Raw genomic sequence first — 14945 nt, 5'->3', positions numbered from 1 at the left:
GTATTCCAAAGCACAATATTCCAAAACACAATCTGCCCAAGCAGGAATGTAGAAACCAATAGGACTTACAATTTATCTAGGGTCACTACTTCTGCATAACTATTTAACCAAAATATTTAATTAGACTACTGAACCAAACGGATAAACTAGACCAATAAACCATGACTGCTGAACCAGATAAAACTCCAGCCCCAGCTACAGACCCAACTATAGAATTGCTACTGCGATCGCTCCGCCGTAAGGAAGGTAATTGGGTACAGTGGGGACAGGCTTGCCAAAAATTACAAAAATCTGGTTATACTCCTCAGGCTATTTTTGAAGAAACAGGATTTGAGCCAATTCAGCAAAATCAAATTATGGTAGCTGCCCAGGTTTATAGTGGCTTAGAAGCTCAACAAGCCTCAGAAACGGTGTTAGACCATTTTGCCCAAAGGGGTAGTGATAGTTTGTACGAGTTACGCATTTTAAGCCAAGTTGAACGGGTAGCAGCAGCTGAATTCCTAGTGGCTAAAACCCTTGATTCCGAAGGTGCCTATGAGTTAGCAAAAGCTATTAAGGAATTTTCCCGCTTAACTAAATTACCCGAAGGCTTTTCCGATCATCCTGGCGACACCATTGCCTATCAGTGCTGGAAAAATGCGCGCCAAAAATCTGACCTCCAAGAGCGATCGCGGTTAATTGCCAAGGGCTTAAGTTTTGCCCATAGTGTAAGTGCACGACAACAAATTGAAAAACTGCTTACGGATTTCTCTGTGAGTAAAGCCCTAACTGCGCCCCGTTTACCCCTATACCGCCCCGATGAAGATACTGAGTCACCCCGCATAATTCCTGTGGCGGGTAAGATGCCAATTACCAAGGCGGATTTTATGGCTGTGCCTATGACCGATGAGATCGGGAAATTTCGGCTAGTTAAATTTTCGGGTACGGGTGTATGGGTGGCTATTCCCAGTTGGCAAGTAATTTTAGAGGCTGAGGATGCGATCGCCCTAATAGTTGATAGTGAATATTTAATCCCTGATAATACTTCCGAAGAAATTTTAGTAATCGTTGATCGCTCCCAAAGACAATGGCGGGCTGATAGTTATTTTTTGGTTGAATCAGAAGGTAGCTTAATATTTCAATGGTTTCCTGAAGCTCCATCCCTACCAATTTTAGGCAGGATGATCCTAGTTCTACGTCCCAAAAAAGTCCTAGACGAAGATTTTAGAAAAGACCTGTGGCAACTGGAAGAATAGCCTCCACCCCATACCTCAATCTTTCACTGGGAAGGGCATATAATAACTAGTATTAAGTTTTATTAAAATTCTGCAAAAATACTAATGCTAGTTAATGCTGATCCACTGACTACTAAAATCGAGTCCAAAATCGAATATATGCCCGCAGGTGGAACTGATCCAGCCTATTTCGATCCCAAGGAAGCATGGTATCCTGTTAGCTATATTACAGATTTAGAGCGAACTAAACCCACCGCTTTTACATTGCTAGATCAGGATTTAGTGCTGTGGTGGGATCAAAATAATAAAACTTGGCGAGCTTTTGCCGATCAATGTCCCCATCGTTTAGCACGGTTATCGGAAGGAAGAATTGCCGAAGATGGTTTAATTGAATGTCCCTATCATGGTTGGGCTTTTAAAGGTAATGGTAGCTGCGATCGCATTCCCCAAAAAGTAAAAGGTGGTACCGCCGAGCAATCTTCAAGAGCTTGTGTCAAATCCTACGCTACTGCTACGGCACAGGGTTTATTGTTTGTGTGTTTGGGAGAGTATGCCAGTCAAGTTAAAGTGCCAATTATTGATGCCCTAGAACAGTCTCCTGAAGCCTGGGTATGCTTAAATACCTTTCGAGATTTACCCTACGATGCCTCCACACTTTTAGAAAATGTTTTGGATTCCAGTCACCTGCCCTTTACCCATCACGAATCCGTTGGCAATCGTGCCAATGCTGCACCCGTGGAGTTAGAGCTTACTAGGTCTGATAAATCTGGATTTACAGGAGTTTGGGCAGAAGGTCCCCGCAAAGGTACCCTTGGCACACAAGATACGGTTTTTATTGCTCCCAATTTAATGTGGCATGATTTAACTTCTAAGCAATTTGGTGTCACCATGACCGTGGTATACGCAACACCGATGCGTAAGGGAGAATGTCGCTTATTTGCCAGATTTCCGTTTCAGTTTTCTTCTAAAATCCCTGAATTTTTTATTAAGCTCACGCCTCAGTGGTTCTCCCACATTAATCAAAATGCCATTCTGGAGGATGATCAGATTTTTCTGCACCACCAAGAGCGTTATCTGGAATTACAGAAAACTAATTTTGCTCAGGCTTATTATTTACCGACTAAAGCGGATTTGTTTGTGATCGAATATCGTAAATGGCTAAGCCAGTTTAATGCCGATCCTTTCGCTGGACAAAGTTTATCACCCGCCCAACCTAAGCCAGTTTTACTCGATCGCTACCATAGCCATACGATTCATTGCCATAGTTGTCGCACTGCACTTAAAAATATCCAACGCTTAAAAATTGCAGTTTCAGGTTTAGGAGCGATCGCTTTACTTACCTCTTTACTATTTAATTGGCAATATATAGGTGCTGGGATGATTTTAATAGCGATCATTACTTGGTTAATCTTGAGTAACCTAGAGCAGAAGTTTAATCATGGACAAGAAATCCCCGCTCGTAATCGTTTGTAAATTTAATCTTTTAGGAAATTAGAAATCCTAGAAGTCTTAATTAAGAGGTCGATACTCGTACTGTACTTATCTAAGAAACCGCAATATCTAAAATTTATTCTGGAGATGCTCCAATTCGCTCTCTGTTATGGGATTTCAGTAAATTAGTGACATCTGGGGTAGAAGGAATAATGCCACCGGGATTAAGTGGAAACAGATTACCGAAATAGTCTTGCTGCACTTGCTCTAATTTACAGGTATCAGCCACTCCATTTAGTTGATAGATATCTCTTAAATAACTTCCCAAGTTCGGATAGTCTTGAATCCGTCGCCGATCGCATTTGAATAAACTGTAATAAACTACATCAAACCGAAACAGAGTTGTAAATAAGCGAATATCTGCCAAGGTCAGGCGATCGCCACACAGATAACGGGAATGTTCAAGAGCTAATTCAAGTTCATCTAATGTAGCAAATAGTTCCGTACAGGCTAGATCATAGGCAGTTTGAGTTTGGGCAAAGCCGCAACGATATACGCCATTATTAACCGAGTGATAGATTCTCTGATTCCAATCTGCGATCGCTTCTTTTAAGTCCTCTGGAAATAAATCTAGGTGGGGATATTTAGCAAAGTGATTGAATTCAGAATTTAACATCACGATAATTTCCGAACTTTCGTTATTTACAATGGTTTTGGTCTGATGATCCCATAGCACTGGAACTGTCGAGCGTCCAGTATATCCAGCTTGCGCCTTTTGATAGAGTTGCGGTAAATTTCCACAGTTTTCCGAATTCTCTTCTAACTCCCAAATTCCAGCATCAGGGGAAGGAGTAGCGATAATTACAGATATTGCATCTTGTAATCCCTTTAGACTTCTAATGATCAAAGTCCGATGCGCCCAAGGACAACCATAACCTACAACTAGAGCATATCTTCCTGCCTCTGGCTGATAGGAATGGCTGGGATCGGTGCTAATAAAATTTCTAAACTGACTCTCTGGACGAATATATGCCCCTGAGTGATCGCGGGCAGCAAGATTGGACATCATTACTTTCCACATACTTGTCCAGATAAACTTGGCAGACTTGATCAGAATTTTGGGAGGAAGTGCCATAAATTTATTAGGACTTAGCCTGCTTTTCTAAATACTCAAAAACAGATTTATCACCAATGTCATCGGGAATAGCTTGAAAGAACTTACGCAGCCCAAAAATCATAAACAGAACTGCCCAAGTAATTAACAGAGATTTTTCTATATCAAGTGATAACCATCCTATTAAATGTCCGAGTAACAGAGTAGGAGCGATCGCCACTAGAAACTTAGTCTCAAAGCGATTAAAGCAAAAAGCCTCCTTAAAATAAATCCCTGTGATCGCCGCAAAGGTAAATCCCACACCCAGAATAGTCAAAGGATGTTCGTAAATATATGTGGCTAATGATTGTTGATGTTGAAAAGCGATCGCTGTAAATACTAAAGCCGAAAGACTGCCGATCCCCAGAAATACTTGTAAGGTGCGATGCAGTAATTTGAGATAAATATGGATATTCGCAAGGGCAATTCCTAAAGCGATAGAAAAGGCAAAATAAAACCCAGTCAACAAATTCAAAATCAAAGAATTGGAAGCAAATAGAATGGCAAGCAGAGACCCAAGACTAAAACAAATTGCTGCCGTTAATAGCGCACTGCGATAAATAATTACTCCTTGGTGATCGCTTTCAGTAATCGTGAATTCTCCAAATTGCCCTTGATATACTGGATATGGGTTTGAGGATATATTGGTCATAGTTTTAGAGTATTAAATAGATTACTATTGCTGCTCTTGAAGAGCTAGTCTTGGAAACAGAATTAAGAAGAAACCCATCCATATCAATATGGGAATAGCGACAAGTATAGATAGCCAAATCAGTTTAAATAATAGCCAACTGCTACTAATAATTGCGATCCCTGTTAATAAAATTGACCAAGGCTGACACCACCAAGGCTTATGATTCCAAACACTATCAGGTTTTTCTGTGGCAGGTTTCTCTGGAATTGATTGCATAAATAAGTTCTATATCCTTTCAATTATAGTGAAATAGAACTTACCTTACATTTTCATTGCTTGGAATTAAATTCACAATATTTGACGATTACTCCCTTCCCACGATAAAAAAGACTAAATTAAATGGGTAAGGAGTATTTAGAGATTATTTGATTTATAGCAGGGATCGCCCTAAAATTTCTGAAATCTTAAAAAGCGATCTCCTGTCATTAAATTTTATTCTCTCACTCCAATTAACTAATTTGCGGAGCCGAAAACACCAGAATCTTTTCCAATAGCCAAGGAGCAATTCGATTACAAAGCACCGCTAAATGACTTTGCCATCCCACTAAAATTTCTGGAGATTCTTTATTTAGTCCATCAATTAAAGCCTTTGCCACTTGCTTGGGAGTCATCACTGCTACCCAACGAAACCACTCCAACCCTCGCACCATATCTGTATCAGTCAAAGATGGCAATAAAGCCGATACCCCCACATTATAGGCAGCCAGTTCACCACGCAAAGCTTGGGTAAATCCTAAAATTGCAAACTTAGTTGCTGAATAGGTCGCCATAGTTGGAGCCGCCACTTTCCCCATCAGGCTAGAAACATTGACAATTCTGCCTTCCCTTTGGGATGCCATGCGCCGAGCGATCAATCGGGTAATTGTGTACATGCCAATCAAGTTAATCGCAATTTCTTCTTGGACATCCATAAGCTGCGATCGCAAAAACGGAGATTGATGCGCCACTCCTGCACAGTTAACCAGTAAGTGAATATGTCCGTGATCCCGCCAAGCTTTAGCGATCGCAATACTAACTTCTACAGTTTGGGTTAAATCAAGGGGAATAACTACCGCTTCTACACCTATGCTTTCCACCAAATCGGCTAATTCCTCTAGTCGAGCCTGATCCCGCGCTACAAGTAACAGCTTTTTGATGCCTGTTTGTGCCAGTTCCAAAGCGATCGCATAGCCAATACCGCGCGAAGCTCCAGTAACTAAAGCCGTCTTTCCTTGAATATTCATAATAAACCTCCAGTATTGAGGTCTCCCCAGATTGCCAGCCCATGCCAAATTTTGAGAATCCATTTTGGAATCAGAAGCTAATGTTCGGGAGACAGAGTGTTGTGGTTGATGAAGCCAAGACAAAGGCTATAAATATGTTGGGTTTAAATTAGTCTTGAACTTCTTTGCGTAAAATTCTCGAGTTGGATTTTCAGTTAGATGATCCAATCAGATTTTTGATTGAGTTTTTAGATCATTTGTCCCAAGTATAACTAAATCATCTATAGATAGGGATGCGCGTCATATCCATAGGAACTATCAGCAACTTTAGGAACAAACATCCAAACTTAGAAATGCTACGGAAATAGTAAGAAAATTAAAAAGTTGAAGTGACGTAGAAGGGGGATTTAGGTTTGGAGGGAATTCAATTTAATCCAACTAGTCCAGAGCCTAATCCAGAATTATTTGAGGTGGACGTTGATTTAGTCATACATTTACCCTCTTGAGTAAGTTAGTGGACAAAGAGAAAGTATAGTTAAATTTAAATCGACTTGTCACTAGATAAGAATATATACCTATTGTGATAATTTGTAAAGTATGTATTGCTACCTTATCCAAAAAAATATGTAAATAGTTTGCCAATTACTTCATCGGAAAATAACCAACCCTGTGGCTGGGTCAGGCTGAGATATTCCCCAGAGATGTTTACCCAGTGGGGAGAATAAGCCTCTATCTGCTGTAAAACCTGCTGGATCGGTGCTGCCCCAAATCTATTAATTAAATACTCTAAACTCAATCCCTGTTCTAGGCGTAGTCCCTGCATTAAAGTATCAAATAACTCTTCGCGATCGCTAATTTTAGGTACAGTCGGAGCCTTTCCCTCCGTCCAAGCTTCTACCATTGCCGTGTATTCACGCATTTTGCGCGGGCGATCAAAACGGTATTGATTGATATAACTCGTAGCTCCCATACCAACGCCATAAAAGGGCTGATTATGCCAATAGGTGAGATTATGGCGAGATTGATAGTTAGCCACGGCATAGTTGGAAATTTCATAATGGTTATAGCCTGCCGTTTGTAAGCGATCGCGTGCCATTAAATACATTGCTACCGTAGATTCTTCCGTGGGTAAAGGTTTAGCTCCGGCTTCATAGCGTTTGCCAAAGGCAGTACTCGGCTCAATGGTCAGGTCATACACAGATATATGTTTAGGTTCGAGGGCGATCGCCTGCTCCAAAGATTCTTGCCATTGCTCAATGGTTTGTGTAGGTAATCCTGAAATTAAATCTAAACTAAAGTTATCCAGCCCCGCCTTTTTAATCCCTGTCACCGCCTCATAAATTTCCGTGACCCCATGTCCTCGACCGCAGAGGTCTAGCAACTGATCTTGAAATGCCTGCGCTCCCAAACTAATCCGATTGATCCCTAGCGATCGCAATTCTTTTAGGCTTTGTGCTGTCACCGTTCCCGGATTTACTTCTAGGCTGATTTCCGCATCGGGGGCGATCGCCCAGTATTGACTAATTCTATTTAAAATCTCACCTATTTGCCTAGGCTTTAGCAACGACGGCGTACCACCACCCCAAAAAATAGTTTTAAGTTCGGGTAATTGGTTACTTTGTTTATCTCTTATTTGATCTAATTGGTGGATTACCTCCATAGCCACAAGCTTAATCTCTTGGCACAGCACCTCTACATACCGTTCTTGTAAGTCAGCTTTCCCCGTGGTAATCGCAAAATCACAGTAAAAGCATTTCCTCTGGCAAAAGGGAATATGAATATAAAATGATTGGGGATATGCAGTTTTTGGGAGCAGACTATTCATGGCGGAGCCTATAGCTAGTTAAATGAGTAAATGTCTTTCGCCCTTTCGTAAAGGCAAAGCTTTCACACTTTAATTTTTAACTGATAAGGGAGTAATTCTTAAAAATATGCAACTTATCAGATTAAATGATGCAGTTTTGAGTAAACTAGAAGACTGGTTAAATTCTATACACATTTTTACGGTTGATTGTTCGGAGCAGTTATGGCACAAATGTATTATGACAACGATGCGAATCTTGATTTTCTAAAAACCAAAAAAATCGCCATTATTGGCTATGGCTCCCAAGGACACGCCCATGCCCTCAACCTTAAAGATAGTGGTTTAGACGTAATTGTTGGACTATATAAAGGTAGCCCCTCTTGGGACAAAGCGGAAAAAGAAGGCTTAACCGTTAAAACCGTTGCCGATGCCTCTGCGGAAGCCGATTTCATTATGATCTTGCTACCAGATGAAACCCAAAAATCTGTCTATAACCATGATATTGCCCCCAATCTTAAAGAAGGTGATGTTCTGGCATTTGCCCACGGTTTTAATATTCACTTTGCCCAAGTTGTACCACCTAAATTTGTCGATGTAGTCATGGTGGCTCCCAAGGGACCTGGACATTTAGTAAGGCGGGTATTTACCCAAGGACAAGGGGTTCCAGCCTTATTTGCCGTGTATCAAGATGCTTCTGGAGAAGCCCGTGGTCGTGCGATGGCTTATGCTAGAGGCGTTGGTGGGACTAGAGCGGGTATCTTAGAAACTACATTCCGTGAAGAAACTGAAACCGATTTATTTGGTGAACAAGTAGTATTGTGCGGTGGCTTAAGTGCCTTGATCAAAGCAGGGTTTGAAACCCTTGTAGAAGCTGGCTATCAGCCTGAATTAGCATATTTTGAGTGTTTGCACGAAGTTAAGCTGATTGTCGATCTAGTCGTAGAAGGTGGCTTGGCAAATATGCGCCATAGTATTTCCAATACGGCTGAGTACGGTGACTATACCCGTGGTTATCGCATTATCACCGATGAAACCAAAGCAGAGATGAAAAAAATCCTCTCAGAAATTCAGTCGGGACAGTTTGCCAGGGAATTTGTTCTAGAAAATTTAGCAGGTAAGCCCGGATTTACTGCCATGCGTCGCCGTGAAGCTGAACACCAGATTGAATCCGTTGGTAAAGAACTCAGAGCCATGTTTAGCTGGTTGAAAAAAATCTAGTTTAGTTTATGCTAGGTTATTATTGATGTCTCAGGAGGGCGATCGCTATTCTCCCTCTGTAATACTCCTAAACCTGTGTCAGAAAAACCTAAATCCTCGCAAAAACTTGATCCCATAGTTGTGGAACGTATTAAAATACGAGCTAAACAAGAGGGTATCTCCGTACTTGAAGTCATTGAAAAGGCAATTTATTTTTACCTTGATAACCCCGATATGTATGTTAAAAATACGGAAATAGATGATCGAATTGCCCAAGCGATCGCCCCAATTCAAAGGGAAGTAGCAATGTTACGCGCAGAACTAAGTGAATATGGACAGTTCCGAGGGATCGATCATCCTACCTATAAGCCTCAGCATCTGGTAAGGGAAATGTACAACGATTAATGACTTGGGCTGTTGACGCTCTACCCCTAATCTTTGAGTATCCACCTGCCCCCAATAGCCTTTGTATCGTAACGCACCTCTAATCGTCGATGTGCATGGGGATTGTTAGACCACTTAAACTACGACTACTAATAAGATAAGACTATTGACTAATTGTTACTAATCTGTTTATATTGATGACATGTTATTAAATGATATGTAATTAGTTTAAATACTCCTATGATTTCTCCTTCAACAATTGTGACTGTACCTTGTTTCTCTGGCAGCCCCTGGTATCTGGAGCAACTGACACCCCTATCGGACTGGTCTTTGAGAACAATGCGATTGCCAGAAGCCCTTGATAATATAGAAGCTTATGCCGATTTTGTAGCTGGACAAGTTGTCGATCTGGATCGCTATATTCTTGTTGGTGACTCCTTTGGAGCAAACATAGCGATCGCTCTGGCGACTCGACATCCCCGTGGACTTGTGGCATTAGTTTTGTCTGGCGGATTTGCTGCCAATCCAATTACTAACCCAATCACAAAGCTCAAACTGACCGCCGCATCTTTCCTGCCAGGGAACTTATATCAGCAAATCACTTTGCGCTTTCATGCCCAAAGTCTAGCTTCTCCGTTTGATGTGGATGGACAAGTACCTCTGTCACAATCCGCAATTCGGGAGTTATTTATACAAAATACGCCTCGTCGCAGCTACCTAAGCCGTATGAAAGCTGCATTTTCAGCTAACTACCTAGGTAAACTCGATCACATTCAGGTACCTACTTTAATTCTTACCCCTGCGTATGAAAGGCTAATCGGTAAAAATGCAGCACAACAGTTGGTCGAGGGAATTCCAAATGCGACTGAAGTGATTTTGCCTAACACAGGGCATATGTTCCGTTTTACTCATCCAGTAACGTATGCTAATGCTATTCGAGAGTTTTTACAGGATCATTTGGTAGGTGAATTGATTACAAGATGAATGCTATTGAAGAATTACGTTATCTGATTTTGGCATCACAACGGGAAGGCGATCGTCTACTGTCTGCGGCGCTTGAGCCAATTGGCTTAACCACTTCGCAAGCTGAGGTATTACGAGTTCTTTATGACCATGCGCCCCTATCGCTGATTGAACTGGGGGAACGGCTCGTCTGTGAAACGGGTAGCCCAAGTCGGTTGGTAAATACCCTAGTGGAGAAAGGCTTGGTAGAGCGAACACCTGCTGAACACGATCGCAGGATGGTAATACTTGCACTCTCAATAACTGGGAGGAAACTCACTGAGCAAGTCATCGTGATCGAACAAGCTTTTTATGCTGGGATTGCTTCTGTGTTCGGAGATACTTCCTTAGAGGAAATCAACGAAATATTATGGAAGTTCGTGACTGAAAGACCCACAGGTGAGGCGTTAATTCGTCGGAAAGCAAAGCTATAAAATTATTATTAGTTTTAACTCCCTATTGGACGGAGGTTTAGCTTAGCTTATATATCCATAGAGGCTAGGATTGCTTTACTGCATAACTTACCTGAAATTGTTGCGCCTTCCATGCTGTCAATATAATCCTGCATCGTATAGCTACCAGCCAAAAAGAAGTTAGAAATAGGAGTAGCTTGAGCAGGGCGATACACATCCATACCCGGAGCCTCACGATATAAAGACTGTGCCAACTTGACCACACTATACCAAGTCATATTTAAGTTACGACTAGAAGGTAGAATTTCATGAACTTGATCCAGAGTATGTTGGGCGATCGCCTCATTACTTTGTTTAATAAATGGATCACCGGGAGTTAGGACTAATTGCAACAGTGATCCTTCCCATGCTTTTTTGTAATTGGTTGGGCTAGTAACCGCTAGATCAGCAAAGGTGGAAAAATCTACCTTAACGGCATAGAGCAAATTATCCATTTCCAGATCGTTAATCCAACCATCAAACCGTAGTTGCACGGTGACGACAGGGACAGCATCGAGCTTATAAATATTGTCAAACTGTGACCAAACTCGCCACTTTTCTGGGATCAAGCGTTGGGTGGCGGGGACAGCAGCAGCACAAACATACACATCGGCAGTAATAATTTCTTCGCCAATAACAAATCCAGTTACTTGAGTGCGATCGCCTTCACCTTCAAATAAAATTTCTCGTACACCCCGCCGCAGATGGATTTTGCCGCCTTTGCTTTCAATATAGCTAACAATAGGCTTATGCAAAAACTGATCGGGTGAACCTTCTAGCATTCTCAGTACTGATGCTTCGGTTTTAGTGGCAAAGAACTGAAAAATAGTTAACATACATCTGGCGGAAATATGTTCACAGTCAATGAATCCTAATCCATAGGCGATCGCATCCCACATATTATCTAAACTAGCTTGGGAGCCACCGTGGGACAAAAACCAATCTTTGAAACTAATGCCATCTAACTTACGGATACTTTGCATTGCTCCATCAAAATCTACCAAGGCTCTAACTACTGGACTAGTACCAATTGCGATCGCATTTTGAATTTTATCTAAGGTAGAAAGTTGATCGGTGGTAAAAAATGCCTTCAGTCCATGCCACGGTGCGCCCCCAAAGTTACGAAAATCCAATGCTCCTGTTTTTGCATCCTTCTGAATAAAAGTATGAGTATGTTCCTTAAGTAGGAGGTGATCCAATGCTCCCACTTTTTCCATGAGGGCAAAAAGATTATAGTAGCAGCCAAAAAATACATGCAGTCCCATTTCAATATGGTTGCCATCGGTATCAAGCCAGCTACCTACTTTACCGCCCACAAAGGGACGAGATTCAAATATTTCTACTTCATGCCCGCGATCGCATAACTCTAAGGCAGTGGTCATCCCTGCCAATCCCGCACCAATAATTGCTACTTTCATACAACCAATAACTATTCCCTGCTAATCATTCCATTCTCCCCTAGGTGGGACAATTGGGTTCATGGTGAGAGGACGGGAATTATCAGCCTCTTTAATCGCTCTTCTTTGCAACCACTGCCTGATTGCCACATCAATTACTTCTGTTGGATTATTAGTGACCTCAGAAAGCTCCGCTAAAAGTGCAGGGTCTAACTCAATCGGTTTGCGTTTCTTTTCGACATCGGTAGGTAGATTGTCCGACATAGTAATTTCTCTGGTAGTCTTACTCTAAGGTTTCACTAATAATCAAAATCTATATGTATTCAACAATACCATAAATTATAAATAATATTTTTGGCAGGACAGCCCTATATCTCTCACTCTAAATCTAACCAGAGCTATAGGTTAAAACTAGTCTCCCAACAAGATTGACAGATTTACTTGGGTTTAATTAACTGCACTTCATCCCGTCCATCGGGGTCTTGGAGAAAAACCTTAACCTGCTCATCCTTAGAAGTTGGTAGCACTTTACCCACAAAATCAGCATGAATCGGTAGCTCCCTATGTCCCCGATCTACTAATACTGCCAGCCTTACGCACTGGGGACGACCATGATCATTAACGGCACTAAGAGAGGCACCTATAGTTCTGCCACTATAAATGACATCATCAATAAGAACAACCGTCTTCCGATTTAGGTCAAAGGGAATATCGGTTTTACCAGGCTCTCTTAAGCCAATGCGATCTAGGTCATCTCGGTAAAAGGTGATGTCGATCGCTCCCGTGGGGACATTTACGTTTTCTAAAATATTGATTTGTTTAGCAATAACCTTAGACAAGGGTACGCCTCTAGTGCGAATTCCCAATAAAACCAAGTCAGACAAATCCGCACAACTTTCCACAATCTGCGATGCCAGACGATTAACAGTGCGCCTTACTTCTTCAGCCGAGAGAATTTGAATGACATGAGACACTGGAACTAATCAGCTAAATGCTTTTCAATGGTATTAGCGATCGTGGTTTTAGGGACGGCACCAACTACAGAATCAACTTTTTGTCCGCCTTTGAATAGCATCAGGGTAGGAATGCTACGAATACCGTACTGGGTGGCAATACCGGGGTTTTCATCGGTATTTAGCTTTACAACTTTAACCTTACCTTCGTATTGATTGGCAATTTCGTCTACGACCGTAGCAACTACGCGGCAAGGACCGCACCAAGGTGCCCAGAAGTCAACTAGAACAGGGATTTCACTCGCTATTACGTCCTGCTCAAAGCTAGAATCTGAGACTGCAACCGCTGATGACATAGCTTCCTTACTCCTATAAATAATGTTTGAATTAATACAATTTAAATTTTTTAAGTTTTTATAGTCTAATCTAAAAACCGCTTACTGAGTATAACAGTTTGAGGCCTGTTGATATATTAGGGTGCGCTAAAACTTTTTATCTGGATAAATCTGGGCAAACTAAGCTAAAAGTCTTAGTACGGTAGGAATACTATGCAACGCTGCTAAGCTGCGAATTTCTGTTAATGCGGTTTGGAGGTTTAACTCGCTCACAACTTTAGTAACTACAATAATTTCCGCTAGCCCTTGGTGATGGTGTTTTTGCAGGATGGTTTCTAGGTTAACTTCATATTTACCAAAACAGTTGCCAAGATCACCAATTACCCCTGCATGATCGTATGCCAGCAATCTCAGGTAGTACTGAGAAGTAGATACTGTAATTGGCTTAACCGTAGCATAGTGGTGATGGGAACAGCCCATGAGTTGATTTGGTCTCTGAGGCTGAACTTGAATGGCGGCAACAATGTTAATTAGATCGGCAACCACAGCACTAGCTGTAGCACCCATCCCTGCCCCCGCCCCTGATAAGACAACTTCACCAATGGGATCGCCAGCAACAGTAATGGCATTAGTTACGCCATTGATACTGGCAAGGGGGTGATCCTTTGGAACTAGAGTGGGATGGACTCTGATTTCTAAGCCTTCATGATTGCGGGCGATCGCCAAGAGCTTAATCACATATCCTAGTTCGGCGGCACGAGCCACATCGGTACTGGTTACATGGCGAATCCCTTCTCGGTAAATCTGCTCTAGCTTAATGCGATCACCAAATGCTAAACTCGCCAAAATTGCAATCTTATCCGTGGCATCATAACCATCGACATCGGCAGTGGGATCAGCTTCGGCATAACCAAGTGCCTGAGCATCGGCTAAAATCTCGGCAAAGCTTTCATGGGGGTTGGCAGACATGCGACTTAAGATATAGTTGGTCGTGCCGTTAATAATGCCTGTAACCGCTGTAATTTTATTGGCACCTAGAGCTTGTTTTAAGGTTTGAATAATGGGAATGCCACCACCAACGGCAGCTTCGAGCATTACATACACCCCCTTAGCTGTCGCTGCGGTAAATATTTCATCTCCATAGCGCGCTAAAACGGCTTTGTTAGCTGTGACTATATGTTTGCCTTGGGCGATCGCTTGCAAAATTAAACTGCGTGCTGGTTCAATGCCACCAATTAGCTCTATAACCACATCAATATTAGGATCGGTTACAACTGCTTCCAGATCGTCAGTAAAAATGCTGGGATCAAGGATAATTCCTCGGTCTTTATTAAGCGATCGCACCCCCACCCGCTTAATTTCCACTGATTGCAGGATGGCATGGCGACCAACGGGATCAAGGAGAATTTTGGCAACTCCCGTGCCTACGGTTCCCATCCCCAAAATCCCAACTTTGTAACTCACAAGCATTATCCATAAACTGACTCATAAATATCTTAATACTTTTAAGGGCTGCTACAAGATTTCTCCAGTTAGCGATCGTTTATTTCCAAGGATTTCTCTACTCTATTCCCACTGAAACTTTAAGGTGTTGGGGGTGTGTGGGCGCATTACCCACGCAGGGGTTTCACTCCTTTACTCCATTTAATTAGTTTTACTTTTATATTCGGAAGGAAGTAACAAATATTTGCTTAAGTTGTGCTCTCAAGATTTAATCTGATATTTCG

General features: G+C 41.9%; 16 protein-coding genes. 6 read left to right on the top strand and 10 right to left on the bottom strand.

Features of this window, described 5'->3' with window-relative positions; genetic code table 11:
* Positions 1–161 precede the first annotated feature (161 nt).
* Positions 162–1235 carry a RuBisCO accumulation factor 1 gene (locus tag SYN7502_RS17600; RefSeq protein ID WP_015170074.1) on the top strand — a complete coding sequence of 358 codons (1074 nt, stop codon included), beginning with the start codon at positions 162–164 and terminating at the stop codon, positions 1233–1235.
* An 84-nt stretch (positions 1236–1319) separates the two neighbouring features.
* Positions 1320–2687 carry an aromatic ring-hydroxylating dioxygenase subunit alpha gene (locus tag SYN7502_RS17595; RefSeq protein ID WP_015170073.1) on the top strand — a complete coding sequence of 456 codons (1368 nt, stop codon included), beginning with the start codon at positions 1320–1322 and terminating at the stop codon, positions 2685–2687.
* 94 nt (positions 2688–2781) lie between these two features.
* On the opposite strand, the gene SYN7502_RS17590 is transcribed toward SYN7502_RS17595, so the two are convergent.
* The 5 genes from SYN7502_RS17590 to hemW all read right to left on the bottom strand — a co-directional run bounded on the left by SYN7502_RS17590 (position 2782) and on the right by hemW (position 7519).
* Positions 2782–3780 (bottom strand): glutathione S-transferase family protein, encoded by a 999-nt coding sequence (locus SYN7502_RS17590; RefSeq protein ID WP_015170072.1) that lies wholly within the window; start codon positions 3778–3780, stop codon positions 2782–2784.
* A gap of 7 nt (positions 3781–3787) precedes the next feature.
* Positions 3788–4450: a DUF2301 domain-containing membrane protein gene (locus SYN7502_RS17585; RefSeq protein WP_015170071.1), complete on the bottom strand. Its 663-nt coding sequence runs from the start codon at positions 4448–4450 to the stop codon at positions 3788–3790.
* Between the two features lie 24 nt (positions 4451–4474).
* Positions 4475–4708 (bottom strand): DUF6737 family protein, encoded by a 234-nt coding sequence (locus SYN7502_RS17580; RefSeq protein ID WP_015170070.1) that lies wholly within the window; start codon positions 4706–4708, stop codon positions 4475–4477.
* 233 nt (positions 4709–4941) lie between these two features.
* A complete protein-coding gene (locus tag SYN7502_RS17575; protein ID WP_246828945.1) occupies positions 4942–5778 on the bottom strand; it encodes an SDR family NAD(P)-dependent oxidoreductase in 837 nt (278 codons plus the stop codon).
* A 526-nt stretch (positions 5779–6304) separates the two neighbouring features.
* On the bottom strand, positions 6305–7519 hold the full coding sequence (gene hemW, locus SYN7502_RS17570; RefSeq protein ID WP_015170068.1) for a radical SAM family heme chaperone HemW: 1215 nt from the start codon (positions 7517–7519) through the stop codon (positions 6305–6307).
* 201 nt (positions 7520–7720) lie between these two features.
* On the opposite strand from hemW, the gene ilvC reads away from it, so the two are divergent.
* The 4 genes from ilvC to SYN7502_RS17550 all read left to right on the top strand — a co-directional run bounded on the left by ilvC (position 7721) and on the right by SYN7502_RS17550 (position 10515).
* Positions 7721–8716, top strand: coding sequence for a ketol-acid reductoisomerase (gene ilvC / locus SYN7502_RS17565; protein ID WP_015170067.1), 996 nt, complete (start codon positions 7721–7723; stop codon positions 8714–8716).
* Positions 8717–8791: 75 nt separating this feature from the next.
* Positions 8792–9100: a ribbon-helix-helix domain-containing protein gene (locus SYN7502_RS17560; protein WP_015170066.1), complete on the top strand. Its 309-nt coding sequence runs from the start codon at positions 8792–8794 to the stop codon at positions 9098–9100.
* A gap of 219 nt (positions 9101–9319) precedes the next feature.
* Complete coding sequence (locus tag SYN7502_RS17555) at positions 9320–10063, top strand: alpha/beta fold hydrolase (protein ID WP_015170065.1); 744 nt, start codon at positions 9320–9322, stop codon at positions 10061–10063.
* The gene (locus SYN7502_RS17550; RefSeq protein WP_015170064.1) at positions 10060–10515 is read left to right on the top strand and encodes a MarR family winged helix-turn-helix transcriptional regulator; all 456 of its coding nucleotides are present in this window, start codon (positions 10060–10062) and stop codon (positions 10513–10515) included. Before SYN7502_RS17555 ends, SYN7502_RS17550 begins: the two co-directional genes overlap by 4 nt.
* 47 nt (positions 10516–10562) lie before the next feature.
* On the opposite strand, the gene zds is transcribed toward SYN7502_RS17550, so the two are convergent.
* The 5 genes from zds to SYN7502_RS17525 all read right to left on the bottom strand — a co-directional run bounded on the left by zds (position 10563) and on the right by SYN7502_RS17525 (position 14682).
* Entirely contained in the window at positions 10563–11951 is a 1389-nt protein-coding gene (gene zds / locus SYN7502_RS17545) for a 9,9'-di-cis-zeta-carotene desaturase (protein WP_015170063.1), read from the bottom strand.
* 21 nt (positions 11952–11972) lie between these two features.
* On the bottom strand, positions 11973–12194 hold the full coding sequence (locus tag SYN7502_RS17540; protein WP_015170062.1) for a hypothetical protein: 222 nt from the start codon (positions 12192–12194) through the stop codon (positions 11973–11975).
* Between the two features lie 173 nt (positions 12195–12367).
* The gene (pyrR, locus tag SYN7502_RS17535) at positions 12368–12904 is read right to left on the bottom strand and encodes a bifunctional pyr operon transcriptional regulator/uracil phosphoribosyltransferase PyrR (RefSeq protein ID WP_015170061.1); all 537 of its coding nucleotides are present in this window, start codon (positions 12902–12904) and stop codon (positions 12368–12370) included.
* Between the two features lie 5 nt (positions 12905–12909).
* A complete protein-coding gene (trxA, locus tag SYN7502_RS17530) occupies positions 12910–13239 on the bottom strand; it encodes a thioredoxin (protein ID WP_015170060.1) in 330 nt (109 codons plus the stop codon).
* 159 nt (positions 13240–13398) lie between these two features.
* Positions 13399–14682, bottom strand: a complete 1284-nt coding sequence (locus tag SYN7502_RS17525; RefSeq protein WP_041430313.1) for a homoserine dehydrogenase — start codon at positions 14680–14682, stop codon at positions 13399–13401.
* Positions 14683–14945: the final 263 nt, after the last annotated feature.

The organism is Synechococcus sp. PCC 7502, from assembly GCF_000317085.1.
Classification (GTDB): domain Bacteria; phylum Cyanobacteriota; class Cyanobacteriia; order Pseudanabaenales; family Pseudanabaenaceae; genus PCC-7502.
Note: the sequence above shows the minus strand (reverse complement) of the source record. Positions and strands in the feature narration are given on the sequence as shown.

What these genes read in the sequence shown, in the direction of transcription:
- SYN7502_RS17600 (WP_015170074.1), top strand. Translation starts at nt 162, where the DNA reads ATGACTGCTGAACCAGATAAAACTCCAGCCCCAGCTACAGACCCAACT.
- SYN7502_RS17595 (WP_015170073.1), top strand. Translation starts at nt 1,320, where the DNA reads ATGCTAGTTAATGCTGATCCACTGACTACTAAAATCGAGTCCAAAATC.
- SYN7502_RS17590 (WP_015170072.1), bottom strand. Translation starts at nt 3,780, where the DNA reads ATGGCACTTCCTCCCAAAATTCTGATCAAGTCTGCCAAGTTTATCTGG.
- SYN7502_RS17585 (WP_015170071.1), bottom strand. Translation starts at nt 4,450, where the DNA reads ATGACCAATATATCCTCAAACCCATATCCAGTATATCAAGGGCAATTT.
- SYN7502_RS17580 (WP_015170070.1), bottom strand. Translation starts at nt 4,708, where the DNA reads ATGCAATCAATTCCAGAGAAACCTGCCACAGAAAAACCTGATAGTGTT.
- SYN7502_RS17575 (WP_246828945.1), bottom strand. Translation starts at nt 5,778, where the DNA reads ATGGATTCTCAAAATTTGGCATGGGCTGGCAATCTGGGGAGACCTCAA.
- hemW (WP_015170068.1), bottom strand. Translation starts at nt 7,519, where the DNA reads ATGAATAGTCTGCTCCCAAAAACTGCATATCCCCAATCATTTTATATT.
- ilvC (WP_015170067.1), top strand. Translation starts at nt 7,721, where the DNA reads ATGGCACAAATGTATTATGACAACGATGCGAATCTTGATTTTCTAAAA.
- SYN7502_RS17555 (WP_015170065.1), top strand. Translation starts at nt 9,320, where the DNA reads ATGATTTCTCCTTCAACAATTGTGACTGTACCTTGTTTCTCTGGCAGC.
- SYN7502_RS17550 (WP_015170064.1), top strand. Translation starts at nt 10,060, where the DNA reads ATGAATGCTATTGAAGAATTACGTTATCTGATTTTGGCATCACAACGG.
- zds (WP_015170063.1), bottom strand. Translation starts at nt 11,951, where the DNA reads ATGAAAGTAGCAATTATTGGTGCGGGATTGGCAGGGATGACCACTGCC.
- SYN7502_RS17540 (WP_015170062.1), bottom strand. Translation starts at nt 12,194, where the DNA reads ATGTCGGACAATCTACCTACCGATGTCGAAAAGAAACGCAAACCGATT.
- trxA (WP_015170060.1), bottom strand. Translation starts at nt 13,239, where the DNA reads ATGTCATCAGCGGTTGCAGTCTCAGATTCTAGCTTTGAGCAGGACGTA.